The organism is Lutibacter agarilyticus, assembly GCF_900188235.1.
GTDB classification, from domain to species: Bacteria; Bacteroidota; Bacteroidia; order Flavobacteriales; family Flavobacteriaceae; genus Lutibacter; species Lutibacter agarilyticus.
Genome location: NZ_FZNT01000001.1, coordinates 115,289 through 141,213, shown reverse-complemented (window position 1 = coordinate 141,213; position 25,925 = coordinate 115,289). Strand labels below are relative to the sequence as shown.

Sequence of the window (25,925 nt, the reverse complement as noted above, 5' to 3'; positions counted from 1 at the left end):
AATTATTTTTTTTAATCTTTTAAAAAACTAGTTTGTTTTATAGGAATAGAAACATCCATTAATTTTTCTTTATCTAACTGCTGTTTCGCTTTTATAAAACGTGTTCCTAAAACATAGGCTTTACCATTATTTACAGCATCTACAGCTAATAATTCTTCATCTTTAAAATACCAAACCGATTGGCATTTTTCATTATTATCTTCAATACGTTTAATGGTTTGGTTATATCCGGTTGATAAACCTACCATTTGTAATTTTACATCATACTGATCAGACCAAAACCAAGGAATGGCATCATATTCTACCTCGTTTCCACAAATAGCAGCAGCGGCAACTTTGGCTTGATCAACAGCATTTTGAACAGATTCTAATCTAATAAATCGATTATAATGCGGATTGAAATGATACGTACAATCACCTATGGCATATATATTTTCAGCACTTGTTTTAGCATTGGAATCAACTTTAATTCCATTTTCTATTACCAATCCTGCATTTTCAGCCAATTCAGTATTTACCTTAATTCCAACACCAACCACAATTAAATCTGCGGTATATGTAGTATTATCATCACAGAGTAATTTGTTCACTCCCTCTGAAGTTTCAATCAAAATCACATTTTTATTAGCTAATAAATCAACTCCATTCTCTTGATGTAATTTACTAAAAAAAGTTGACATTTCTGGAGCTGTAATACGTGCTAAAACACGTTTTTCTCTTTCTAAAACAGTAACTTTCGCTCCAAGTTTTCTTAAAGATGCTGCTGTTTCTAATCCAATATAACCGCCTCCAATAATAACGACTCTTTTTTCTTCCGAAGAAATAATTGCTTTTTGAATATTTACAGCATCAGCAAAATTCCGCATTGAAAACAAATTACTTGCCAAATCAATTCCTTTGATGGGAGGAATAAACGGACGAGCACCTGTTGCAACAACTAACTTATTATATTTTTGAATACTTCCATCTGATAAAGAAATTTGATTTGATTCTTTATTAATTTCAACAATTGTTTTCCCTAAACATAGCGTGATATTTTCCGAAATATAGTTTTGCTTAGGAAACAACAAATCAAGTTGCGAATCGTCATCTGCTTTTAAATATGCTTTAGACAAAGGTGGCCTGTGATAAGGTACTTCTGGATCACTATCAAACAATACAATTTTACCTTCCCACCCTTCTCTTCGTAAAGAAAAAGCAACATTTACCCCAGCGTGACTCGCTCCAATAATTACACAAATTTTATCTAATGATGTATCTGCTGCCATAAATATTATTTAGCAACTTTTAAAACAACTCCATCAATTGCATCAGTAACTTTCATTTGACAAGATAAACGACTGTAATCGCTCACTTTTTCATCAAACTCAAGCATATCAGCTTCCATAGTACTTGGTGCTCCTACTTTTTCCCAATCCTTTGGTTCAACATGTACATGACATGTTGCACAAGAGCAAACTCCTCCACAATTACCATCAATTCCTTTAATTTTATTTTGAACTGCTAATTCCATCACATTTCCTGTATTTCCTTCAACAGTTATTGAATTATCATCACTTGTTACGAATGTTATTTTCGTCATAATTATTTTTAGTTTTTAGTTTAGTATATTTACGTCACTTCGAGTGCTTCGGTTTTATGAGAAGTGTATGGAGAAGCCTTTATCTATACAAACAAGTTCTCGATACATTTGTTACTTTATTTCATTCCAAAAAAATACTCGAACTGACGCTTTTAATTAAATTTTACGTTGATGCTATCAAAACCAACCTTACGCTTAAATTCGCCTAAAGTTTCAATATTTTCTTTAGCATCCAAAATTTCAATTGAATTCACTTTTTTAATTAATGTCTTAATTAAAACTTTCAATATTTGTCGTGCATGTGTTGCTCCTAAGCAGTTATGAGTTCCAAAACCAAACGCTACGTGTGGGTTAATTTTTCTATCCAACACAACTTCATTTGCATTTTCAAAAACGGAAGCATCACGATTTGCAGAGACCCAATTTAAGCCAATTCTTGTGCCTGCTTTAATTGCATGTTCACAAACCTGCGTATCTTCTGTAGCAACTCTTCCCATTTGTGTTAAAGGCGAAAAATATCGGATCAATTCTTCAATAGCAAAATTGATTAATTCAGGTTCTTTTCTAAGTTTATCTAATGATTTTGGATGCTCTGAAAAATAAGCAATTGAGTTTGTAACAGCATTGATAATAGTATCTCTTCCGCCAGAAAAAGTTAAAACAACAACACCTTTAACCTCTTCTTTAGTTAATTTTCTACCATTTACTTCTGAAGCTAACAATACTGAATACAAATCTTTACCCGGATTTTGTATGCTTTTTTCTATTTCATTATCAATATAATTGTACAAAATATTTGCTTTGTCTCCATCTAAAGCGTTTCCTTCACTTCTAAAAACGTGGGTGCCCCAAGAAATCCAAGTTTCAGATTCTGAAAAAGGCACATTAAACAATAAAGTAAGTGCACGAGATTGTAAAATCAATGAAAACTCTTTGATAACTTCAACCGAATCTTTGGTTAAAACCTCATCAACCAATGCTCCAATTTGTTTTTCTAATGCAGCCTGATAATCAGCTTCTAACGGACGTTTAAACCATTGCTCAACCAAGGCTCTGTATTCGCCGTGCATTGGAGGATCTACTTCAAAAGGTATTTGACGAATGTCTCTAATATTTACTTCGGAAGGAATTACAATTCTGCCGGGCTCTGCACCAGACTGATATGTTTTCCAATTATGAGCACATTTACGAACGTCTTTATGGCCCAAAACCATTGTAACTGGATCGTTCTGGTCGTCCATTTCACCTACACCTTTTTCAAGTCTGGCCTTTTCAAAAGGATCACTAATTGCACTTTTCTCCATCATTAAAATTTTTGATTTAAATATTCATTAATAGTCTTTCAAAAATGAAGATTTCAATGCAGAAATAAATAACCTTATTTAGCTAAAAAGGTGCTTATTTTGACTTCAAACAATTATACAAGTTGTTATTAAGTCAAAATACGCAATAAAGACTAATTAACCTTTAATGTTTCACATACATTTTTTTGGCTCTGTAAACGCAACCCAAACTTTTACAAGAGTCGCATATATAACCTAAGTATTTTACATTTTTACCAATTCCAACAATACCACTCACCGATTTTACAGGACTCATTAATGAAGATTCACTTAATGATACATTGCAGAATTTTGAAGGTAAAAACGAAAATAATTTTTGTTGATCCACTACTTTCCATTCGCAATAACCCGGACTATACCTGTTTGTTAGATTTAAATAGTTAAGAGTTGCCATCTGCTGCAGCTTTTCGTAAATCAATTCCATAGCTCCTTCAACCAATAATGAACCTGTAGCATCAATAACATAACTTTGCACAAAATCACCTTCGTTTTTATATTGATTGCTGTATTTTTCAACTTCAAAACCAGCTGTACACGTAAATAAAGCCGCGTATTCTGAGTTTTTTAGAAAGGAAGAAATCATTTTACCCGTTGTAAAAGTTTCATTTTCAATTGTAATAGTACCTTCTTTTATGGATACTTCTGAAACAGGTTTGATTACAAATCCACCTTCAATATTTTTATTTGTTGAAAGTAATTCTATTGCAATGTCAATCATACTTCCAAAAGGTTCATCCGGAATTTCACCCAAACCCATAAAAGCCGAAATTTCTGCTTTTTCTAATTTTATATCAGCAAAATCTAACTTGTACGAATACGTTCCTTTCATATTATTCTTCATTTGCTTGTTGAAATAGTTTTCGTAACAATTTAAGTTCCATGTTTTCACCAAAAGCAATAATTTCACAACTTCCTGTATAATTTTCTAAAGAAATTATTTCAAAATTAGCATAGGTTAATTGAAACATTTTAAATGTATTAACACCAACTCTTACAAATCCTTTAGCTCGAATACTATGGTTACTTAACTCCTTCAAAAACAGTTTTAAATTTTCTTCTGAAATAAGATCGGTTGTTCTATAAACTGCTGTTTTAATCTCTTCAGGTCTTTTATCTTCTGAAGTTAATGTTGAAACTGTAGTAACTTGATTTAATTTAGCATTTTTCACGTTGCAAAATGTTTGCTTTTCAATACTTGCAAACGGGTTGATTGCTCTTACTTTTTGAAGCACATTTTCAATTTGATTTTCGTCAACCAAATCTATTTTATTCAAAATAATTTTATCAGCTACTCTAACTTGATGTTTTGAGCGTTGTACAAAATTGGCAGATCTTTCAAAATTTAAGGCATCTACCACACACCAAGCGCCAGCATATTTTACTTTTGTATTGATGCTTTCGTGATTTAATAATTCGCATATTGAAATGGGATCGGAAATTCCTGAAGCTTCTAGGTAAATAATTTCAGGATTGTACTGTTCAATTAAAGTTGTTATGTTTTCAATAAAATTACTTAACAAACAGACACAAAAAACAGAACCATTGTTAATTTCAACCAGTTTAAAACCATCATTTGATAGTTTTAATTCTTTTCCATCTACACCGCTAGACGCAAATTCATTTTGAATGACCGCAATTTTTTTATTGGTATTTAAATGCAGTAGATTTTTAAGTAATGTTGTTTTTCCACTACCTAAAAATCCACTGATTAAGATTAAATCTGTCATTAATTTTTATATTACTTTCATTTAATATTTTCGTCACCCTGAACTTGTTTCAGGGTCTCACACAATTTAACTCCTAGTTTGGTGGGATTCTGAAACAAGTTCAGAATGACGATATACTGAATTTGTATGCTAAATTAATTAACAACAACTTTAGTATCCAAATGCTTTTGGATACGGTTTTTAAGTTCTGTTTTTGGTGGAATTATGGAGATAAATTCTATATTACCATCAATACAGATTGTAGGAAGATTACGAACTCCAAGTGATAGCATCATTTGAATACCTTCTTCTTTTTTAATTTTATGTTCAACGTACTCAATATTGTCAGCTCCAATTTCTTCAACAGCTAATTCTACTGCTTTCATCATATATTGACAAGGTGCACAACCTTCAGAATCTAACGTTATTACATCTATTTTTACTTTATCGTTAGTAAAGTAATTTTCTAAATCTAATAACTCAACATCTTTAGCTATTTGTCCTTTTGCTTTCAACACATCTTGCTGATATTCATCGTGAATAATTTCTGCAATTGCTTCTAAGTTTTTAACAGGAGTTGCCATTGGCAAATCGCAACCAGGTGCTAAAATAAATCCGGTTTTGCCACCAATATCCATACATTCCATAGCTTCAAACTTGCAATCTTCAGGAGTACCAATTAACAATACCGATGTTAATTTCATATTTCCTCCAAAACTTATTTCATACTTATCACATTGTTCTTTTAAAAATTCTAAAGGAATATTTTCATCTATCGAAATATTATCTGGTTCACATTTACACATTTCTTCAATGTTTTGCGTAGCATTTCCGCAGACAAAGAACGAACTTAATGCTCCACACTCTCTAATATGATTGAAAACTTCTTTGCAATACGGTGAAACGAACATTTCAAAAGACATTGGATCTATTTGACTTACCATTGGATCAACCACCGCAACTACATCACAACCAGCTTCAATATAATAGTTAGACATTGCCTTACCTACTTTGGTACAATAATCCATTACTTTGCCAACATACTCAGGATCTTCAAATAATTTCATAAAGATATCTGTCCCTAATAAATGCAAAGCCAATGTAAAAGGCCCAGTAATTAGACCGTACAAAGCAATATCTGGATTTGCTTCTTTAATTTTTGAAGTAGCATTCATAACCGTTGCAATTCTTCCTGAGCAACGACAAGGCACTTTTAAATCTTCCAACTTTAAACTGCCATCAGCTAATGGATGCGAAACCACCGCTGGTGGATTATCTTGAGACCATTTAATTTCACATCCCAACACTTCAGCTTCAATTTGAAGATCAAAAGTTACAGGAATTCCATCAGGATTGTATTTTTTTATGGCTTCGTTTGCACCATTAACAATGTGTTGTTCAGATTTAAAATACGTTGTAGCATCTAAACCTAATAAATGTCCGGCGTGCGCACCAACAAAAGGTACCCAAGGAGCTCGTTCAACCGTTTTACGGTTCATAGCCGCTTTTACTAATTCTAAACCTTTCATTATGCTGAAATTTTAAGTTTATTCATAAATTCAACAACCCCTTGTGGATCTGCTGAAAAATTATCTGCTCCAATTTTTTCACAAAAATCTTGCGTAATTGGCGCTCCGCCAATAGTTACTTTTTGATTTGGATACACTGTTTTAATTTCTTTTACAATATTGGCCATACTCTCCATTGTTGTTGTTAATAATGAAGAAAGTCCAATAATTGCATCTGGAAATTCGTTGATGGTATCAATAAATTTTTTTGCTGGAACATCGGTACCTAAATCAATAACTTCGTAACCATTTCCTTCAACAATCATAGAAACCAAGTTTTTACCAATATCATGTAAATCACCTGCAACAGTACCAATTATAAACACGCCTTTTTTATCTGTATTTCCTTCAGCAAACAATGGTTTTAAATGCTCCATTGCTGTATTCATGGCTTTGGCTGACATTAAAACCTGAGGAACAAACACTTTGTTTTCTCTAAACTTAACACCTACTTTTTCCATTCCAATAATTAAACCATTAGACAAAACATCTTTGGCTGATATACCTTGTTCTAATGCTTGAACTGTTAGTTCATCGGCACCATCTTGACCTTTCATATTTGGTGGATATGGTGCAGCTTTATTAATTTTACCAAACTCTACACAATCTGAAATTTTATTTAATAATTCTTCCATTACGCTAATTCTTTTTCTTTTAGTTGCGCTTGTGCAACCTCAATAAATGTTAATATGTTTTCTAATGTAGTGTCACTTTCAACAGAGTGAGATGGAGAAAAGATATACCCACCTTTTTTTCCCATTTCAATTAATGCTAATGACTCTTCTCTAACCTCATCAGGTGTTCCAAAAGGCAATGTTTTTTGCATAGACAAACCACCGTGGAAACACAGTTTCCCTAAATAATCGTCATGAATTTGGTGTACATCCATTACTTCAGGTTGAAAAGGATTGAAACAGTTTAAACCAGCATCAATTAACGAAGGAAATAATTCGTCAACATCACCACAAGAATGAATCATTACATATTTTCCAGCATCTTTAACTCGCTTATACATACGTTTAATTTGCGGATACATGAATTCGTGCCATAAATCAGCTCCCATAATTAAACCTTGTTGTTGTCCCCAATCGTCACCAAAATAAACAGCATCAATATCATATTCTAATGCTTTGTCAATTTGAGCAATGTTATAATCGGCTATTTTTTCAAATAATGCGTGCACAAAATCAGGATACATATAAAAATCCATTAGCAAATTTTCCATTCCACGCATAGACCACGCTCTTTCGTACAACGAAAACCCTATTTGAAATACACGGAATAAATCTGGTTTCTTTTCTATTTCAGACTCAATATTGGCAAAAAAACGAGGATCGTGTGGGTTAGGAAATTCTAAACCTTCAATTGTTGGTTCTTTAATAATATCTTCAATTGGCATTCCAATATCTTTATCTACACTTCTATCCCAAACTACTTTAAAAACATCCTGAAAATGATCTTTTTCTATTTCATCAAAAAAACCAATATCGCTTCCTAAATTCAAAATATGATTCCCTAGAATAACATCAAGGTCATCTGTTTTATAATACTTTTGAAGCATTTCCTTTGGTTCTTTTGTGAACTTAAAAGACCACGGAACATAGGGTGGTTTTTCATGGTTTAAAACCATTTTAATTATTTCTCTCTTCGTCATTTTTATAGTGAATTTATATTTAATCAAATTTATAATCATACTTTATTACATTCCACTTTGATATTAGCTAAATAATACCTTATTTTGATATGATTTAAATCATAAAACATCAAATATTGATATTATTGAGTATCTTTGAAATTAAAACGAACCTACTTTGAAAGCTCAATTTGAAAAAATATCATCGTCTACAAATAGCTCTTTTAATGCTTTTATTTATGAAGACGAAAATTTTGATGCCCCTTGGCATTTTCACCCTGAATATGAACTAACTTACATTGTGAAAGGTGAAGGAATTAGGTATGTAGGTAATAATGTTGAGAAATTTGAACATGGTGATTTTGTTTTAGTTGGCTCTAATTTACCACACTGTTGGAAAAACACCATTCAAAACAAAGAGAAGGTAAAATCTATTGTAATTCAATGGAACGATACTATTTTAGGCGATAATTGGATTGATAAAAATGAATTTCAACATATAAAAACTTTATTAAAAAAAGCTTCAAAAGGGATTAAATTCAATTTAAAAAATTCAAAAAAGATGGAGCTAGAATTAAATAAAATTTTAACCAAACCTCCTTTTGAAAAACTGCTTAATTTTATTCAATTATTAGAAAATTTAAGTGCTTTTAAAGAAGTTGAAACACTAACTTCTGAAGGCTTTACACCTACTTTAAATATAAAATCCAATCACAGAATTGAAAAAGTGTACGATTATGTTCAAGAAAACTATGATAAAAAAATTAAACTGCAAGATGTTTCTAATTTAGTTTCTATGGGTGATGAAGCTTTTTGTCGTTTTTTTAAAAAATCATTGAATAAATCATTTTTTACTTTTGTAAATGAATTTAGAATAAATTATACTTGTAAATTATTAATTGAAACCAATAAACAGGTGAGCCAAATTGCGTATGATTGCGGCTATGAAAGTTTACCTTTTTTTTACAGACAATTTCAAAAATTTATGGGTTGCTCTCCTTTAGTTTTTAAAAAAAAATATATAAAAATATAATTTTCACAGCAGTATACCGCAAGGTATTTAAGTGGTTTTCATTTCTTGAAAAGAATAAGCAATTAAATTAGTTAAAAAGTTACCAAATCCCCTTTAATATTATCCTTTTTAAGAGATCGTTAAGAATATTACACCAACATATAAACTTCCAAATATTTTCTTTAAAAAATGCTCTTCTTTTAACGGATTTTTATCCTCTACATTACAATTTTACTAATTGAGATTTTGAATTTTATTTTTCTTATTTCTTATTTTTTATTTTTTATTTTTTATCTGTGGAAAGTTGTATTTTTTGAAATGCAGGATTAAAACAAGGTAAAAATCATAGATAGAGCAAAATATTTCAGAAATTTTATTTTTCAAATTATAAGTATAAATTATTTACATATTGAAATTCAAAACCTAAATAAAAAATAGGTTCGTAAAAATAGGAAACAAAAAAACCAGTTTTGATAGATTCAAAACTGGTCTTTTTTGTATTTAAAGGCTACTTTATTTTTTTATAATTTTTTGAGTTGAAATTATTTCTTGTTTATTAAATAATACTAAAAGATATACCCCACTAGATAAATTATTAGTTGCAACTTTAACGGAATTGTTTTCTATGTTTTTTTCAGTAATTAAATGTCCTGTACTATTATAAATTTTTAACCTAGTTGCATTTGTTATTTTTTCAATATTAATATTCATAATATCATTAAACGGATTCGGAAAAACTGTAAAAAGTTTAAGTTCTTTTTTCTGAAAATCAACAGTACTTAAAACTGAAGTAGGTGTAATTTCAATTCCATTAAATCTAGAATGTAGTCCTCCAGCATCAGCTCTAAATAATAAATCGTAGTTTTTACCAGTTTCAATTGTAATTTGGTAATCTATCGAATTAGAACTCCCTAAATCAATTCCAGTTAATAAATCTGTTTGAGGATTCCCAAATCCTGCTTCACGAAGTTGTACTTTAATTTTACTTCCTGAAATAGTTGGATCATAATGCCAACTCTTCACATCATAGGTGCCAGGAACTAATCCTGATAATCTAAACCCAATAGCTGGTGTGGCAGATGCAGTAGTTGATGAGTTTTGAGCAAAATCTAATAATAAATTATCTGTATTGGTGTTTGTTGCAGGTTGTGAATTAAAACCAAATATTAGATAGGAACCGTTGTGTGTTGTTAGTGTTGTATTATTAACTCCTAACATTCCTGTGTACCCTGTTTTAGTATTAGATGTACTTGTATTTATATCAATTAAAACATTATTATCTGCAGGTACAATTGAAGAATCTATTATTGATAAACCATTAAATCTAGTCCCATTAGGACCAGAACTTGTGGCTACTATTTCATAACTTGTATTTGCTTCTGTTGTTAAATTAAAAGTAGCTGGTCTTTCATCAGTTATATCAATTGCATCCCCAATCTGTGCTCCTCCTTGGACTCTTAATATTACAGAAACAGGAGCGGAAAAATCATTATCATAATGAAAACTGTTTAAAGTGTATTCTCCAGCAGGAAGACCATCTATTCTTACTCCCGTTGAAGTTCCATTGCCAGAACCATACACAAAATCTCTAACTAAGTCATTTGGAGTAGCACTTCCTCTATCTCTACTATCTGTAACTGTACCAAAAAGAGTAAAAGTAACTCCATTGTCTATAACTGTCGCATTAGCCGTTCCACTTAAAGGTTTAAATGGACTTAGTGTAGGGCTAGTTACGCTATTAATATCTATACCATAAGTTATGTTTGTTTCAATTGGTGGTATAGGCTCTCCTAAATCGGGAGCTGGCCCAGTGTAGATTTTATTAATATACTCGCCAACAATACGTGTTTGATAATTTGAATATGTGGTATATGTTCCATGAAACCACATTAAAACTCTATCGTTTACATTCGTAATTCCTTTTGGAACAAAAGGTCTTAAATTATCCTTGTCTGAATTTTTAGTTACTTCAGTCCAATTCCAGGCCGAACCTCCATCATTAGTAATGGCTGAATAAATTTCATATCTATTATTTTCTATTCCCGATATTGGGTTTTTGTTTGAAGACATAAAAATTTCGTTTGTATTATAAGGATTTGTTGTAATAACACCTGTATAATCGTCTTCACCATTATATAACCCGTTACCGGCATCAGAAACAACATAATTATTCCATTGTGTACCATTCCATTTTGCATAATGATAGGTAATATCACTTATGTTTTTTTGTTTAGAATAAGTAACTACAGGATTTCCAGTGCTATCGTAATTTATACTATGTGTCCAAGCTCGGGCTGTAGTACCGTCGGATCCAAAAAGGTATAATTTATTTACCTGAGACACATCTATTGGAGTCCCATTAATTGCGTTTTGTAAAGTTGCTATTAGTGTTCCGTCTGTTTGATAAATACTACCTTGGCTACCATCAATATTTGTTTTATAATAACAATGGTATAAACTATTATCCGCAACACGTGGATGTCCATCTGTAAAAAAGAAATCAATACGGTCTACATTATTAGAAGTGTACTTTACATAAGGTCTAACTTCTCCAGTCCCATTTTTAAAAAGAATAATATCAGCTCCATCCCTAATTGGTGCTCCATTGGAGGTATATTCTTTAAAGTTGGGGTTAAAGTTATTGGTTCGCATAAAGTTATATATCTTGCCTCCTTCAGCGCTTAATTGAAATGCATTGTTATAAGTAGCTCCCTTGTTATCAGAATCGTTGGTAGTTATTTGTGACATTTGCGCACTCCAATCACTTTGTTGAGTAGGCTCATTGACTAAAGATGTTCTGTAATAATTATTTTTTTCGCGTATATGTGGACTAAAAAACGCCATAATTTTACCATCGTTTCTTAATAAAATTGAGGCATTATTGTGATCATCTTTTTGAGTCCAATTACTTAAAACTACTTCCGTTCCTACATTAGCTCCTGTTTTAATATCGTTTACGCTTAAAGCTACTTTTCCGTCTTTACGAACGTAAGAGGTGTAAAGTTTATCATTTTTAAAAGCAGCTCTTTCATCATTATACCAAGTCCATACACCATCATTAGTAACAATAAAATCGAAACCATCATTTGTATTATGTTGCGCATTCGCATCTATAAAGCAGCATAAATAACATACAAGTAAAAATATAATTCTAGTATTTAACATCTTGTTTTATTTTAATAATTAAAATTTAATTTCCTTTTTAGATTTATCTGTAAAATATAATCTTATTTTATCCTTTTTCACATTCACCTTCTTAACAATATTCAATTCTTTATCCGTAAAATCAATTCCTGATTTTTTCCACAGCATTGCAGTAACATAAATATTATTTTTTTCTAAAGGATTGTAAATATCAACAACATTTATAACAGTGCTTTCTTTAGTTTCTGGATGAATATTGTTAGACGTAATTGTTTTAATTTCATTCCAACCAATTACTGGTACAAGTGCTAATTGATATTTTCCATTATCAATAATATGAACTTCTTTACCGTTAATTGTTCTCTCTTTTTTTGAAATAAAACCATTAATATGTGCTAATGAATAATGTCCTAAACTAATTGAAACTTCTTTATCTGCTTCAATTTTATCAACCCTTAAAATTCCATTTTCCAAAGGAATATCGGCAAGTTGAATTGCAACATTATCAATATATTCCGAAGTAAGTTTACGATAATAAGCATTGTCTTCAAACTTTATAAAATCGTAAATATGCCCTGACTCAAAAGGATACTCTGCATTATTTGTTTTAAAAACATAATTCATTGAGGCCGTTCCTGCCGTGTTATCTGCTTGCCACGGAAACGCTGAATTGTAGGACAATTTATTATAGTTTTCGCTTGAACGAAAAGGCTCTTTTATTCCAGCTCTTGGAACATTACACCACGCTCTAATTTCTGAAGCTCCAATGTTTTTATAATTAGTAACCATAATTTCTGAACCTTCATAAAAACGATTTGTAATGGTTGTGTTTTTCAATTCATTTTCCCAAACACCATTATTTTCTTCTTCATTCCAAAATTTACTGCCTTCAGGAGAAAGCAAACTTAAAAACGATTTTGCCATCCAAAAAACACTTCCTCTGCAACTATATGGTTGCGTTGAGGGGTCAAATGCTCCGTAAAAACCTAATGTTGGAACATTGTCTTTCATAAACTCGGGATGTTGTAAAAATTGTAACAATACACCCGAAGCTGTTCTTCTAAACCCTCCCCAATTTGCATCTTGTAAATCATCTTCATAAAAACCTAATAATGGAAAAGGACTTACAGAAGCTAAACGGTATGTAATACTTCTTCCCCACATTATCATTTCACCATTTTCACTAAACATATATGGGTAGTTTTCAGCTACAGGTAAAAAATTTTCTTTGAATTTTTTTGCTATTTCGGGGTAATATTTATTTCCAAATAATTCGTTCCAAACAGGTCCATACATTTGAAATGCCCACATACTGTAATAATCATACGCAGGATTGTCATTATACCATCCATCACCACGATAATGCTCCAACGACTTGTTTAAATAATCAACCAATAGTGTTTCATTAACTTGATATCCCTGATCTTTAAAAAAGCTTAACACAAAAATATTGAAGAACTTCCAGTTTGAAGGTACCGTTGGACCGTCAGCATAACTAATCATTTTTTTAGCTAAAACATCTTTTTGAGTTTTAGTTAAAGGATCCCAAAGTACTTCAGGAATCATAAACATTGACATAGATAATGCTCCAAATTCAACCAATGTTTGCCCTGGCCAATTCCCCACTTTATCTTTAATAAATGAAGGATGTTCTTCATCTATTAAATTCAAAATATTTTGGCGATAATAGGCTGCAATATCAATTCCATTAATTTTCAAATTTGGATTTTCTTTCAATAAAGGAGCTGCAACAAATAAGGTTCTGCTCAAGCCTTCTAATTTTTCAACAGGAATTTGAGAATCCCATTTTGGGTATCCAACAGTTCCTATTTTTGGGAATTTCAAAGCATCATCATTAGAATTCACATAACTAAAAGCACCATCTAGCATGTATAAAGCAGCTTCTTTCCAGTGCTTTCTTGTCATTCCTGTTTTAGGACTTTTCTTATAATTAGGTTCAGATAATTGAAATATTGGTTGACCACCCACCATTTTATAAACTTCTGATCCTGCGGCTAAAAATGCACCAGATCCATACACCTCTGTTTTATCTGCCCAAGCTTTTCCTGGGGCTGCACCAATTGGCTGTACATAACCCAACATTCCTTCTTTAGTAATATGACTTGTTAAACAATTCCAAGCTTTCTCAACATGAGGTTGGTATGTTTTAGCATCTAACAGACCGTTATTAATACCCCAAGCCAAGCCAAAAGTAAAAAATGAAGTTCCACTAGTTTCTGGTGTAGGGTATTTTTTTTGCCCTAATAAACTCATTGCCCAATGCCCTTCTGGAGTTTGAATTTCAATTATTTTTTTAGCCATTTTCAAATAAATATCTTTAAAATATTCATACTCTTTAGAACCTGGCTCATATTCATCCATTAGCAATGTTAAACCTCCAAACACCCAGCCATTTCCTCTTGCCCAAAATATTTTATTCCCATCATCTAGTTTTCCTATATAACTATTATCACGATAAAAAAGATTTTCTTCGGCATCAAATAAATGATCTCGAGTCGCTTTATACTCCTTCATCATAAAATCAGTATATTTTTTATCTCCAGTTTCCTTTCCTAGTTTCGCCAAAACAGGTGGTGCCATAAATAATGCATCACACCAAGTCCAACGCTCTAAATGTTTGTATTTATCCAATGTAATAGGCTCTTTACTTGGATTATTAATAATGTATTCAAAACTTTTAATAGTAGGTTTCATCATTGCTGAATCACCATATTTCCTATACAATTCTAAATACATTTGACCAATTGTGTGGTCATCTGCCATATATTTTCGCCAATGCAATTTCCAATTTTGTTGTTCACCAATTTCCTTTAACCATTTCCAATAGCGATCATCTTTAGCCATTTTTGCATATTTAACCATACCTACATAAAGTGCCCCATTTGTCCAATCTGCAATATGATGTGGTTTTTTTCTTCCACTATATGTATCTCTAAAATGCTCAATTTGCCAATCTGCAACACGTTGCATTTCATTTCTAACTAAAATAGGATTGATTGATTGTGCTTGCATTGAGAATAAGTTTCCAATTAGCACTATTAAAACCAATAAGTTTTTCATATTTTTCATGAGTTTTGAATGTTTCAGCCAAAATAAAAAATACACCATCGATTGTATATTGAATGCCAATCAAATTTTACCAGTAATGTTCATAAAAGTATATCAATTGTGTTTTTTTAGAAAAATTTCAATTGGAATACGCAAAAAAATAAAATAAAGCTATTTAATTTTAAAAATTAACCTGCAAAATGTTTCAAATTTAGCATCTATGGGGATTGAATCTTTTTGTCTTTTTTTTTTAAAAATAATTGAACAAATCATTTTTTACTTTTGTAAACGAATACCGAATAAATTTAGCCTGTAAATATTTAATTGAAACGAATAAACAGGTGAGTCAAATTGCCTACGATTGTGGTTATGAAAGTTTACCTTTTTTTTACAGACAATTTCAAAAATTTATGGGTTGCTCGCCTTTAGTTTTTAAAAAAATGTATTAAATACTGTATTAATCAAAATTTACTTTCTTGATTTATACTATTGTTATTCTTAAACAAAAAAACTGTTTAAAAAGTAAAACTTTTGCGAACCTAAATTAAGTTTCTAATGAAAAGTTTTGATACTTTTTAAACAGCCTCTGTTTAAAAATAATATTTCTTAATGAGATATTCTATTATTCTTTGCTAGTAGCCTTTTCGCCTTTAGCTGTATGGTTTTTCATATTCCAAGTTTTGAAACCTCTAATATATTGATAGTCCCAACTTTTATATTCGTGTGTTAATCCCCATCTTAAAATTTCCGTTGGGTTTTTCTCATTGTCTGCTGTTCTGTTTAATCCAATAGCGTGAGGTGCTCCTTTTACCACTCCCATTATTTCAAAATTAATTCCATCAGGAGACCATTGTACTGTATTTTTTTCAGGTCCATCTGTTGTAATTAAAGAGGCAATACCACCATTGTAAGGCCATACACAAATTTCGTGACCACTATTACTAATTGGATTGTAAGGCGACTTTACATATGGCCCTTTTGGATTATCAGCAATAGCAACTCCATGTCTAATTTGACGACCACCAAATGTAATTTGCTCACCCATTTGCTCACCTTTATAATATAAGTAGAATTTTCCTTTGAAAGGAATAATACAAGGATCGTGTACTTTATGACTGTCAAAATCTCCTTTTTTCTCAACATTAAATCTGTTTTGCTCTTCACCTTTCCAAATACCATTATCTGCAGGACTTAAAATTGGTTCTTCACTTTTTGTCCAAGGACCATTTGGTGAATTAGACCAAGCCAAACCAACCTGATTTTTAACACGAACACTATAAGGATCTTTTACTGTTTGGTAGCACAAGTAATAAATACCGTCATGAATCATAATTTCAACCGTGAATACTGAACGATCATCATACGCTCCTTTTTCTCCACGAGCAACTGCTAAACCTTCTTCTTTCCAAGTAATTCCATCTTCAGAAGTTGCATACCAAATATCACATCTATCCCAAGGAAAAACTTTATCTTTTGTTACATCGCCTCCAAATCCTTGAGACAAACCTGTACTTCTACTATACCATGTATAATATTTACCATCGTGTTTTATCATAGCACTAGGATCTCTTCGCACAACACCTTCTTCATAAGCAAAATCGCCTTTTAAATCTTCAACTTTGTATTCAAAAAACCAATCATTTCCTAGGTCTGTAGGCCACTCTAAAGCTCTTTTTGAAGCTGCACTTAATTTATCTTTATTTGTTATACCCAAATAATCTTGTTGTGCATCTGTAATTTCAATAGTTGCAGTTGTTTCTGAATTCGTTTTTTTGTCATCGTACTTACAAGAAATTAAACTTACTCCTGTAATAGCAAGTAATAAAAATATTGATTTTTTCATTTGTATTATTTATTTTTTAATATTTAATATTGAGTTTTTATGAAATTCCATTACCAACAGCAATGATTACAATTCCAAGAATCATACAAGCTAAACTTAGATATAAATAGTTTTTAGCTTTACTAGATGCGTCTACCCATTCTTTGGTAATAATTCCGCTTACAATAGCAGTAGCAACACATGAAGTATTAAAAATTGCATACCCAACAGTATTACCTATTTCACCTAATTTAAATGCTGCGAAAGCAAATAATGCTGAAGCTGCATAATGAAAAACAGCCATGATTAAAATTAACCAAAAGTTTTTAGCAAAATTTGGTGTTTTAAAATCTCCCCAAGCTTTTTTAGTAGTTAACTGATAAGCAAAATAAGCTGCCATTACTATACCTCCACTTATAAAAATAGGGAACATTACTCCTACAGCAGTAACCCATTCTGGATTTCCAGCTGCTTGAGAAGCTTCATGAATAAATGGTCTTCCTACTGCATTTGCATAGCTAAAACCGGTAGCTAATAAACCACCAATTACAGCAATTGAAATCCCTGTAACCATGGATCCTTTTTCTTTTGTATTATTTCCAGATGCAATTTCATCAATTTCTCTTGTAAAACCAGCTTGTCCGTTAAATAACACTCCTAATAATACAACAAAAATTCCTCCAAGAATTGTAAAGAACACATTAGATTCCGGTAAGCCTTCAACAACGAAAGGTAATATTGACCCGACTAAAATTACTGTTCCAATAAAAATAGAAAAACCTAGTGATAAACCAATATGATTTATCGCTTTTCCCCACATCATAACACCTACTCCCCACAATACACTTGCTCCTGCCATTTTAAATAAAATATCTGTAGGTACAGCTGCAAATACTCCACTAAAATCGTTTATAAGAAAAATGGATGCTATTATGGGTACTAAAAACATAGTTAACATAAAGAACAATCCCCATGTGTTTTCGAATTTAAAATCTTTTGTGAATTTTTCTGGTAATGCATATAAGCCAAGCATCAATCCTGCTCCTATGGCTAAAATAATTCCTTCAATCATAATTATTAAATTTTAAGTGTTTGGTTTAATTTTTTAATTACCATCCAAATTTAAAGATGGTGGTACTTTTAAATTTTTCTCCTGCTTTTGTTATTGATTTTGGAGAATTTTCAATATTTGGTCCATTTTGTAAGCGGTGTGTTTCACAACAAAAACCTCTGTATTTCCCGTATTGTTCCCCGTTTTCTCGTTTGATAGCATCTGAGGTATATTTACCTGTATATAACAACATACAAGGTTCTGTAGATAATACTGTTAGTGAACGACCAGACGTTTCAGATGTTATTTTTGCCACTTCTTGCAATTCAAAATTAGGGTTGTCAAAAACATAGAAATGTTCAAAACCATCTCCAATGGCTTGGTGCACATCTCCTATTTTTTTCCCAACTGTTAAATCATCTGCTTCACCTTCTACATTTACAATTTCACCTGTACCTGCACCAGTTTCATCCATCACTTGCCTTTTTGAAGTGTTTACTTGCGCAATGTGATTTTCAACGGTTGAAGAAAAAGCATTTAAATTAAAATAAGTGTGATTTGTTAAAGCTAAAGGTGTATCTTGATCTGGAGTTGCACTATAATCTATTTTTAACTCGTTTTCTTCGGTTAAAGAAAACACAACAGAAACCTCAACATTCCCAGGATAACCTTCTTCTAAATCTTTACTGAATAAAGACATTTTTAAAGAAGTTCCTATAATTTCAGCAGTCCATATTCTTTTATCAAAACCTACTACTCCACCGTGTAAATTATTATCTCCACAATTTGCTGCTAATTGAAATTCTTTTCCGTTTAAGGTAAATTTAGCATCTTTTATTTGAGAACAATATCTTCCAACTGTGCTTCCAAAATAAGGTGAGTTTTCAACATAATCTTTCCCAAAATATCCTTCTAGCGTATCAAAACCACAGGCAATATTTTCTAATTCTCCTTTTGAATTTGGAACAATTAATGAAGTTATTGTTGCACCATAATTGGTAATTTTAACTTCAACCCCATTGTTATTTTTTAGTGTATATATTTCTGTTTTTTCGTCATTAAAGACTCCAAAATCAGTTTTATTTATATTCATAAGTATGTTTGGTTTGGTTTATTTTTATTTTTCTTCGTAAGGACTTAATTTATCCCAATTAAAAATAACTCCAACTCCAGGATAATCTGGTGCTACAGCTCTATGATTTTCAACAACTAGCGGTCTTGTTGTATATTGATCAATAGGGAAACTATGTACCTCTAACCAACCTGCATTTGGCTGAGAAGAAACCAAGCTTACGTGTAACTCTTGCATTCCGTGAGAGCAAGCAGGAATGTTATTTTTTGCGGCTAATTTAGCTGCTGCCAACCAACCTGTAACACCTCCACAGTTTGAAGCATCTGGCTGAACAAATGATAATTTTGCTTGATCCATTGCGTATTCAAATTCGTGAATAGTATGTAAGTTTTCACCCATTGCTAACGGAAAACCTGTTTTATCAGCAATTTCACCAAAACCTTTGTAATTGTCTGGAATAATTGGTTCTTCAAACCAAGTAATATTGTATTGTTTAAAACCTTCAATAGCTTTAATTGCTTTTTCAACAGTCATTGAGTAATTGGCATCTACCATAAAAGTAACATCTGGCCCAATATATTCTCTAACCGCTTTAATTCGATCTAAATCTTCTTGTAAATTTTCACGACCTATTTTAATTTTAACAGCATTAAATCCACTCGCTAAATAACCTTTCATATTATTTAATAACTTCTCAATTGGAAACATTAAATCAATTCCGCCACAATATGCTTTACATGTGTTATCTGCACCACCAGCAACTTTCCAAAGAGGCTGATCGAATTTTTTACAACGAATATCCCATAAAGCAATATCAACTGCTGAAATAGCAAATGAAGCGATACCACCACGACCTACATAATGTATATGCCATTCTAAAAAATCATAAATACCCTCAATATCAGCACCATCTTTTCCAACTAAAACATTGGCAAAATCGTGCTCAATCATTGCTTTAATGGCAAAACCACCTTTTCCACCTGTGTAAGTATATCCAGTTCCTTCGCTACCATCTTCTAAAGTTATGGTTACAGTAACCAATTCGAAATGATAATGGTCTCCATGTTTTGCATCCGACATTACTTCTGGTAAAGGCACCGTAAATAGACGAACATCAACTTTTGAAATTTTTGTACTCATTTTATGTATTCTATTTATTTTAAATTTATAATTGTTTCAATAGGTTTTGCTGAACCTAAATCAACACTTCGTTTACTAGGTAAAGCATTTGAAATTATAATTTTATAATCTCCTTTCATCCAAACTTTTTCACCTTCTAAATTAATTTGTTTTAAATCTTCAGTTTTAAGATTGAAGTGTACATTTTTTGTTTCACCAACTTTTAATTGAACTCTTTCAAATCCTTTTAATGAATAAATTGGCAAATAATCTGCTCCGTTAACTGGAACTAAATAAGCTTGAACTACTTCTTCAAAATACATAGATCCAATATTTTTTACATCAACCGAAATAGACAAATCTTCACCCTTTTTAACTTTATTTAAGTTTGAAGTGATATTGCTAAATTCAGAAGAAGCATAAGACAACCCAAAACCAAAAGGATACAATGGCTCTTTGGTCATATATTTATAAGTTCTGCCTTTCATGTTATAATCATCAAAAGCAGGAAGTTGATCTATATTTTTTGGAAAAGTAATAGGTAAATGCCCAGAAGGTGCAACATCACCAAATAATACATCGGCAACAGCATTACCGCCTTGTTCTCCAGGATACCACATACATACAACAGCGTCAACAAGCGGTTCAACCTCTTCTAAAGAAACTGGGCTGCCAGTACCAATAACCAAAATAATTGGCCCTTTTTTGTACTCACATAATTCTTTAATATAATCTATCTGACTTTGTGGTAATTTCAAGTCTTTTCTATCTCCTTTATGTTCTGAAGCAATCGCATCAACCTCTTCTCCTTCAATTTCGTTTGAAATACCTACAACAACAATAGTTGCTTCAACTTGACCAGCAACTTTTGGTGCCCAATTTAACGGATTTAAGTTTTTACTAAAAGGCAATACACCCTGACGATAATTTAATGATGTTCCCAATGAAACTTTATCAGTAACACCTTCTAAAACAGTGACTAAATTAGCAGACATTCCGTAATAATTAGCCATTAATATATTGCTAGATGATGAAAAAGGCCCCGTAATATATAAGGTTTTAATGTTTTTATTTAATGGTAAAACATTGTTTTTGTTTTTTAACAACACTATAGATTGTTGTGCTACTTTTCTTGCTAAATTTTTATGTTCTTCTGAATTTATAACTTCTGAAGTTACATTATTAAATGGATTACTTTCGTCCTTATCAAAGAAGCCAAGTTTAAAACGAATTAAAAATAATTGCTTTAAACGTTGATCAACAAGTTCTTCAGTAATTAATTTTTTATCAATGGCAGATTGTATGTTTTTATATACCCATCCACAATTTAAATTTACACCTGCTTTCATTGCCATAGCAGCAGCTTCTTCAGCAGTTTCTGCCTTATTATGACCTTTTAAAATATCACCTAAAGCACCACAATCAGAAACAATGTAACCGTTAAAACCCCATTGTTTTTTCAACAATTCATCTAATAAAAACTCACTACTACAAGCTGGTTCGCCATATACTGCATTATAAGCACCCATTACTCCCTGTACATTTCCTTTTTTTACCAGCGCTTCAAAAGCAGGTAAATAGGTTTCGTATAAATCTAATTTTGAAGGAACTGCATTAAAAGAATGTCTTAATTCTTCAGGACCTGAGTGTACTGCAAAATGCTTAGCACAAGCTGTAGCTTTAAAATATTTTGAATCGTTACCTTGTAAACCTTTTACATAAGCAACACCAATTTTTGAAGTTAAAAAAGGATCTTCACCATAAGTTTCTTGTCCACGTCCCCAACGAGGGTCTCTAAAAATATTTACATTAGGAGACCAATAAGTTAGGCCGGCATACAAGCCTCTATTTCCCATTGCTTGAGCAATTTTATATTTTGCTCTTCCTTCATTTGAAATGGCTGTTGTCATTTCTTGAATTAGAGAAGGGTTAAACGTTGCTCCCATTGCAATACCTTGAGGGAAAATGGTGGCTTTACCATTACGAGCAATACCGTGAAGTGATTCGTTCCACCAATTGTATTCTGGCACACCTAATCTTGGAATTGCAGGAGTTTCATTCAAAAATTGAGCAGTTTTTTCCTCTAATGTCATTGCTTCAATTAATAGGTCTGCTCTTTCTTCAAAAGAAATTGTTTCATCAAACCATTTAAACTGTTGCTGTCCATTCATTTTGTTAGACAAGATTCCAATAGCGAGAAGTAGTATTAAATGTAAATTCTTCATATGAAGTATTTAATGAATTTAGATAGGATTTAAAATAGAACTGTTTTTGAACAAACTAGTGTTCAAAAACGGTTCACAAAAAACCAAATTAATTATGCTTTATGTTTTATATAAAATGTTTTCTTTTCCATGTATTGTTCAAAACCATACTTTCCATCTTCACCTCCAGAACCAGATAATTTATAGCCGTTATGAAAACCTTGATGTTGCTCACCATGACCACGATTTACATAAATTTCACCGTATTCCAATTCATCATTACATTTCATAATGGTGTTCATATTATTCGTAAAAACCATTGCCGCTAAACCATATTCACAGTCGTTTGCAAAACCAATAACTTCTTCAAAAGTTTTAAACTTTAACACTGGTAAAATTGGTCCGAAAGATTCTTCATGAACAATAGTCATATCTTGAGTTACATTGGTAAGTACAGTTGGCTCAAACCAATAACCTTTTTCAAATTCAGTTCCTTCAGGTCTTTTACCTCCAGTTGCAATTGTAGCACCTTCTTCAACACTTACTTTTACTAGGTGCTCCATATGCTCTAACTCATTCTTGTTCACTTTTGGTCCCATATCAGTTTCTTCTAACATTGGGTCACCAACTTTAATTGCTTTTGTTTTTGCGATGAATTTCTCCATAAACACATCGTAAATAGCTTCATGAATATACATACGCTCATTACAAGTACAAACTTGACCACAATTATCGAAACGAGAATGTAACGCCGCATCTACTGCTGCATCTATATCGGCATCTTCAAAAACAATAAATGGTGCTTTACCACCTAACTCTAATTGAACATGTGTTAAATTATTAGCCGCATTGCGTGCAATTTGTTGACCAACAGGTGTAGAACCTGTCATAGTTACCATTTTACAAATAGGACTTTCAACCAAAGCATTACCCATAGCTCTTCCTGGCCCTGTTAAAATGTTAATTACACCCGCAGGAATTCCAACTTTGTTTGCTAAATTACCTAGTTCTAAGGTTGCCAAAGGCGTTTCAGAAGTTGGTTTAATTACAATAGTATTACCCGCAACTAAAGCTGGGCCTAATTTACGACCTGCCAATGCCAATGGGAAATTCCAAGCTGTGATAGCAACCACAACTCCACGAGGAACTTTTTGAATCCAAATTTGTTCGTTTGGATTATCCGATGGAATAATATCTCCTTCAATTCTACGCGCACCTTCACAAGCATATCGAATAAAAGAAGCTGTTACGGCTACTTCAAAACGAGCAACTTTTAAAAGTTTTCCCTGTTCTTTAGTTAATAATTCAGCTAAATATTCGGTATTAGCTTCAATTTCATCAGCCAATTTGTATAATAAATCTGCACGAGAACGCGCTGGTAATTTTTTCCACTCTTTTTGAGCTTTATCAGCGGCTTCTAAGGCTTCAATTGCTTCTTCTGCTGTTCCATTTTGAACACGAGCCACTATTTCTTCGGTAGATGGACTTACAATATCAATAGTATCTCCTGATGTTGATGTTCTCCATTCTCCATTAATAAATAACTGATAATCTTTAATATCTGACATTTTTTTAATTTTAAATTATTGAATTATCTACCCATCCATCCACCGTCTACAAGAACGATAGATCCGTGCATATATGCTGCTGCTTCTGAAGCTAAAAATACTGTTGGTCCTGCAAAATCTACAGCATCTCCCCAACGTCCTGCTGGTATACGTGATAATATTGAAGCTGATCTTTCTGGATCGTTTCTTAATGCCTCTGTATTATCTGTTGAAATATATCCTGGTGCAATAGCATTTACATTTACTCCTTTACCTGCCCATTCGTTAGCGAACGCCATTGTCATTTGACCAATCGCTCCTTTACTTGCGGCATACCCTGGTACTGTAATTCCTCCTTGGAAAGTTAATAATGAAGCTGTAAAAATTACTTTACCTGAACCTCTTGCAATCATATCTTTACCAAACTCTCTTGTTAAAATAAATTGTGCGTTTTGGTTAACTTCAATTACTTTATCCCACATTTCATCTGGGTGTTCAGCAGCAGGAGCTCTTAAAATAGTCCCTGCATTGTTCACTAAAATATCAATTTGTGGATGGTCTTTTTTTACTTCAGCAATAAATGCGTATAAAGATTTTCTATCTGAAAAATCACAAGCATATCCACTAAAGTTTTTTCCCACTGCTTTTACAGCTTCTCCTACTTTGCTTCCTTCTTTTTCTAACGTAGCAGAAACACCAATAATGTTTGCTCCTGCTTCAGCTAAACCAACAGCCATAGCCATTCCTATCCCTCTTTTACAACCTGTTACTAAAGCTGTTTTACCTTCTAAACTAAATTTATTTAAAATACTCATTTTACTTAATTTTTATGCTTTTGGCTAGTTACTGTTAGCCTTTAGCTATTAATATTATTACTTTATTTGATGTTTTGTTATTACGAAAAAGGAAAGCTACTGAAGTGATTATAATTCAATAACAGATTGCTTTGTACGCAATAACGGTTTTAAATTATTAAAGACTACAATCCATTAAAACCTTCATTCCGTCAGGATTTTGGTCTATACTTTCAAATACTTGTTGAATATTTGTTAATGGCTGAACATCCGTAATCATTTCTTCAAATGGCAATTCATTTGCGGTAATTAAATCGATAGATTTTTCATAATCTTCTTTTTCATATACACGAGCACCAATTAATTTTAATTCTTTCCAAAAGAATTTAAATAAATCAACTTCTTTCTTTTGTCCGTGAATTGCTACCATTAAAATTCTACCTCTAATTCCTGCAACTTCTGTCATTACATCTAATGCTGGTTGTACACCTGCAACTTCAAAAACAACATCAGCCAAACGCCCTTCAGTTTTTTCTTTTACATAGGCTACTAAATCTACATTAATAGGGTTTACAGCATCAAAACCTAAAGATGTTGCTTTTTCAATCCTCGCTTCATTTACTTCTGAAATAATAACATTCGCTCCAACTTCTTTAGCAACCATTGCTACTAATAAACCTATTGGGCCTCCTCCTAAAACAACAGCAGTTTCACCAGCTACCAATCCACTCATTCTAACATCATGAGTTGCCACTGATAATGGTTCAATTAGTGCTGCTAATTTTAAATCAGTAGTTTCTTTTAATTTGTGTAATGTAAAAGCAGGAACGTTCCAATATTCTTGCATAGCACCAGGGCTATCAATTCCAATGAATTTTAACTCTTCACAAATATGATTGAACCCTTTATCTGATGGTTTTACCAAACGATCATCTAACGGACGAACAACTACTTTGTCGCCAATTGCATAATCAGAAACTCCTTCTCCAACTGCATCTACAATTCCAGACATTTCGTGACCAATAGTTTCTGGCATTGTAACACGTTTATCCATCATTCCATGGTAAATATGAACATCTGTTCCACAAACTCCAACGTAGGCTACTTTTATTCTAACTTCACCTTTTGCTGGCTGTTCAATCTCTTTTTCAATTACCGTGAAGGTTTTATTTCCTTCGTATTGTGTTGCTTTCATTTTAATAAAATTATTTTAAATATTTTGTTTGTTTGTTTTTTCTTTTAAACAGCATATTTTAACT

The 25,925-nt window shown here is 32.0% G+C and carries 20 protein-coding genes; 2 read left to right on the top strand and 18 right to left on the bottom strand.

Going from position 1 to position 25,925, the window contains the following annotated elements:
- Nucleotides 1–11: 11 nt before the first annotated feature.
- The 8 genes from CHB67_RS00520 to CHB67_RS00485 all read right to left on the bottom strand — a co-directional run bounded on the left by CHB67_RS00520 (nt 12) and on the right by CHB67_RS00485 (nt 7,853).
- Nucleotides 12–1,268 carry an NAD(P)/FAD-dependent oxidoreductase gene (locus CHB67_RS00520; protein WP_089379786.1) on the bottom strand — a complete coding sequence of 419 codons (1,257 nt, stop codon included), beginning with the start codon at nt 1,266–1,268 and terminating at the stop codon, nt 12–14.
- Nucleotides 1,269–1,273: 5 nt separating this feature from the next.
- Nucleotides 1,274–1,582: a 2Fe-2S iron-sulfur cluster-binding protein gene (locus tag CHB67_RS00515; RefSeq protein WP_089379785.1), complete on the bottom strand. Its 309-nt coding sequence runs from the start codon at nt 1,580–1,582 to the stop codon at nt 1,274–1,276.
- A gap of 152 nt (nt 1,583–1,734) precedes the next feature.
- Entirely contained in the window at nt 1,735–2,889 is a 1,155-nt protein-coding gene (locus CHB67_RS00510) for a cytochrome P450 (RefSeq protein WP_317045679.1), read from the bottom strand.
- 160 nt (nt 2,890–3,049) lie between these two features.
- A complete protein-coding gene (locus CHB67_RS00505) occupies nt 3,050–3,766 on the bottom strand; it encodes a vitamin B12 dependent-methionine synthase activation domain-containing protein (RefSeq protein ID WP_089379784.1) in 717 nt (238 codons plus the stop codon).
- Complete coding sequence (locus tag CHB67_RS00500) at nt 3,756–4,652, bottom strand: GTP-binding protein (protein WP_089379783.1); 897 nt, start codon at nt 4,650–4,652, stop codon at nt 3,756–3,758. The genes CHB67_RS00505 and CHB67_RS00500 overlap by 11 nt, the downstream gene beginning before the upstream one ends.
- Before the next feature lie 134 nt (nt 4,653–4,786).
- Entirely contained in the window at nt 4,787–6,160 is a 1,374-nt protein-coding gene (locus tag CHB67_RS00495; RefSeq protein ID WP_089379782.1) for a uroporphyrinogen decarboxylase family protein, read from the bottom strand.
- Nucleotides 6,160–6,834 (bottom strand): cobalamin B12-binding domain-containing protein, encoded by a 675-nt coding sequence (locus CHB67_RS00490; protein ID WP_089379781.1) that lies wholly within the window; start codon nt 6,832–6,834, stop codon nt 6,160–6,162. The genes CHB67_RS00495 and CHB67_RS00490 overlap by 1 nt, the downstream gene beginning before the upstream one ends.
- On the bottom strand, nt 6,834–7,853 hold the full coding sequence (locus CHB67_RS00485) for a uroporphyrinogen decarboxylase family protein (protein WP_089379780.1): 1,020 nt from the start codon (nt 7,851–7,853) through the stop codon (nt 6,834–6,836). Before CHB67_RS00485 ends, CHB67_RS00490 begins: the two co-directional genes overlap by 1 nt.
- 157 nt (nt 7,854–8,010) lie before the next feature.
- On the opposite strand from CHB67_RS00485, the gene CHB67_RS00480 reads away from it, so the two are divergent.
- Nucleotides 8,011–8,865, top strand: a complete 855-nt coding sequence (locus CHB67_RS00480; RefSeq protein ID WP_089379779.1) for an AraC family transcriptional regulator — start codon at nt 8,011–8,013, stop codon at nt 8,863–8,865.
- A gap of 492 nt (nt 8,866–9,357) precedes the next feature.
- Here CHB67_RS00480 and CHB67_RS00475 read toward each other — a convergent pair whose 3' ends face one another.
- Nucleotides 9,358–12,009, bottom strand: a complete 2,652-nt coding sequence (locus CHB67_RS00475; RefSeq protein ID WP_089379778.1) for a BNR-4 repeat-containing protein — start codon at nt 12,007–12,009, stop codon at nt 9,358–9,360.
- Nucleotides 12,010–12,027: 18 nt separating this feature from the next.
- Nucleotides 12,028–15,078 carry a DUF2264 domain-containing protein gene (locus tag CHB67_RS17080; RefSeq protein ID WP_176461176.1) on the bottom strand — a complete coding sequence of 1,017 codons (3,051 nt, stop codon included), beginning with the start codon at nt 15,076–15,078 and terminating at the stop codon, nt 12,028–12,030.
- Nucleotides 15,079–15,317: 239 nt separating this feature from the next.
- Between CHB67_RS17080 and CHB67_RS17435 the strand changes: the two genes are divergently transcribed.
- On the top strand, nt 15,318–15,506 hold the full coding sequence (locus CHB67_RS17435) for a helix-turn-helix domain-containing protein (protein WP_089379777.1): 189 nt from the start codon (nt 15,318–15,320) through the stop codon (nt 15,504–15,506).
- A gap of 173 nt (nt 15,507–15,679) precedes the next feature.
- Here the strand turns inward: CHB67_RS17435 and CHB67_RS00460 are convergent, their stop codons facing one another.
- The 8 genes from CHB67_RS00460 to CHB67_RS00425 all read right to left on the bottom strand — a co-directional run bounded on the left by CHB67_RS00460 (nt 15,680) and on the right by CHB67_RS00425 (nt 25,861).
- Nucleotides 15,680–16,900, bottom strand: coding sequence for a glycoside hydrolase family 117 protein (locus tag CHB67_RS00460; protein ID WP_089379776.1), 1,221 nt, complete (start codon nt 16,898–16,900; stop codon nt 15,680–15,682).
- A gap of 37 nt (nt 16,901–16,937) precedes the next feature.
- Nucleotides 16,938–17,951 (bottom strand): L-rhamnose/proton symporter RhaT, encoded by a 1,014-nt coding sequence (locus tag CHB67_RS00455; RefSeq protein WP_089379775.1) that lies wholly within the window; start codon nt 17,949–17,951, stop codon nt 16,938–16,940.
- Nucleotides 17,952–17,988: 37 nt separating this feature from the next.
- Nucleotides 17,989–19,023 carry an aldose epimerase family protein gene (locus CHB67_RS00450; protein ID WP_089379774.1) on the bottom strand — a complete coding sequence of 345 codons (1,035 nt, stop codon included), beginning with the start codon at nt 19,021–19,023 and terminating at the stop codon, nt 17,989–17,991.
- A gap of 24 nt (nt 19,024–19,047) precedes the next feature.
- A complete protein-coding gene (locus tag CHB67_RS00445) occupies nt 19,048–20,142 on the bottom strand; it encodes a mandelate racemase/muconate lactonizing enzyme family protein (RefSeq protein WP_089379773.1) in 1,095 nt (364 codons plus the stop codon).
- 14 nt (nt 20,143–20,156) lie between these two features.
- The gene (locus CHB67_RS00440; protein ID WP_089379772.1) at nt 20,157–22,346 is read right to left on the bottom strand and encodes a glycoside hydrolase family 3 C-terminal domain-containing protein; all 2,190 of its coding nucleotides are present in this window, start codon (nt 22,344–22,346) and stop codon (nt 20,157–20,159) included.
- 92 nt (nt 22,347–22,438) lie between these two features.
- Nucleotides 22,439–23,893, bottom strand: a complete 1,455-nt coding sequence (gene aldA / locus CHB67_RS00435) for an aldehyde dehydrogenase (RefSeq protein WP_089379771.1) — start codon at nt 23,891–23,893, stop codon at nt 22,439–22,441.
- A 23-nt stretch (nt 23,894–23,916) separates the two neighbouring features.
- A complete protein-coding gene (locus CHB67_RS00430) occupies nt 23,917–24,681 on the bottom strand; it encodes an SDR family NAD(P)-dependent oxidoreductase (protein ID WP_176461196.1) in 765 nt (254 codons plus the stop codon).
- Between the two features lie 163 nt (nt 24,682–24,844).
- Nucleotides 24,845–25,861 (bottom strand): zinc-dependent alcohol dehydrogenase, encoded by a 1,017-nt coding sequence (locus tag CHB67_RS00425; RefSeq protein ID WP_089379769.1) that lies wholly within the window; start codon nt 25,859–25,861, stop codon nt 24,845–24,847.
- Between the last annotated feature and the right edge of the window lie 64 nt (nt 25,862–25,925).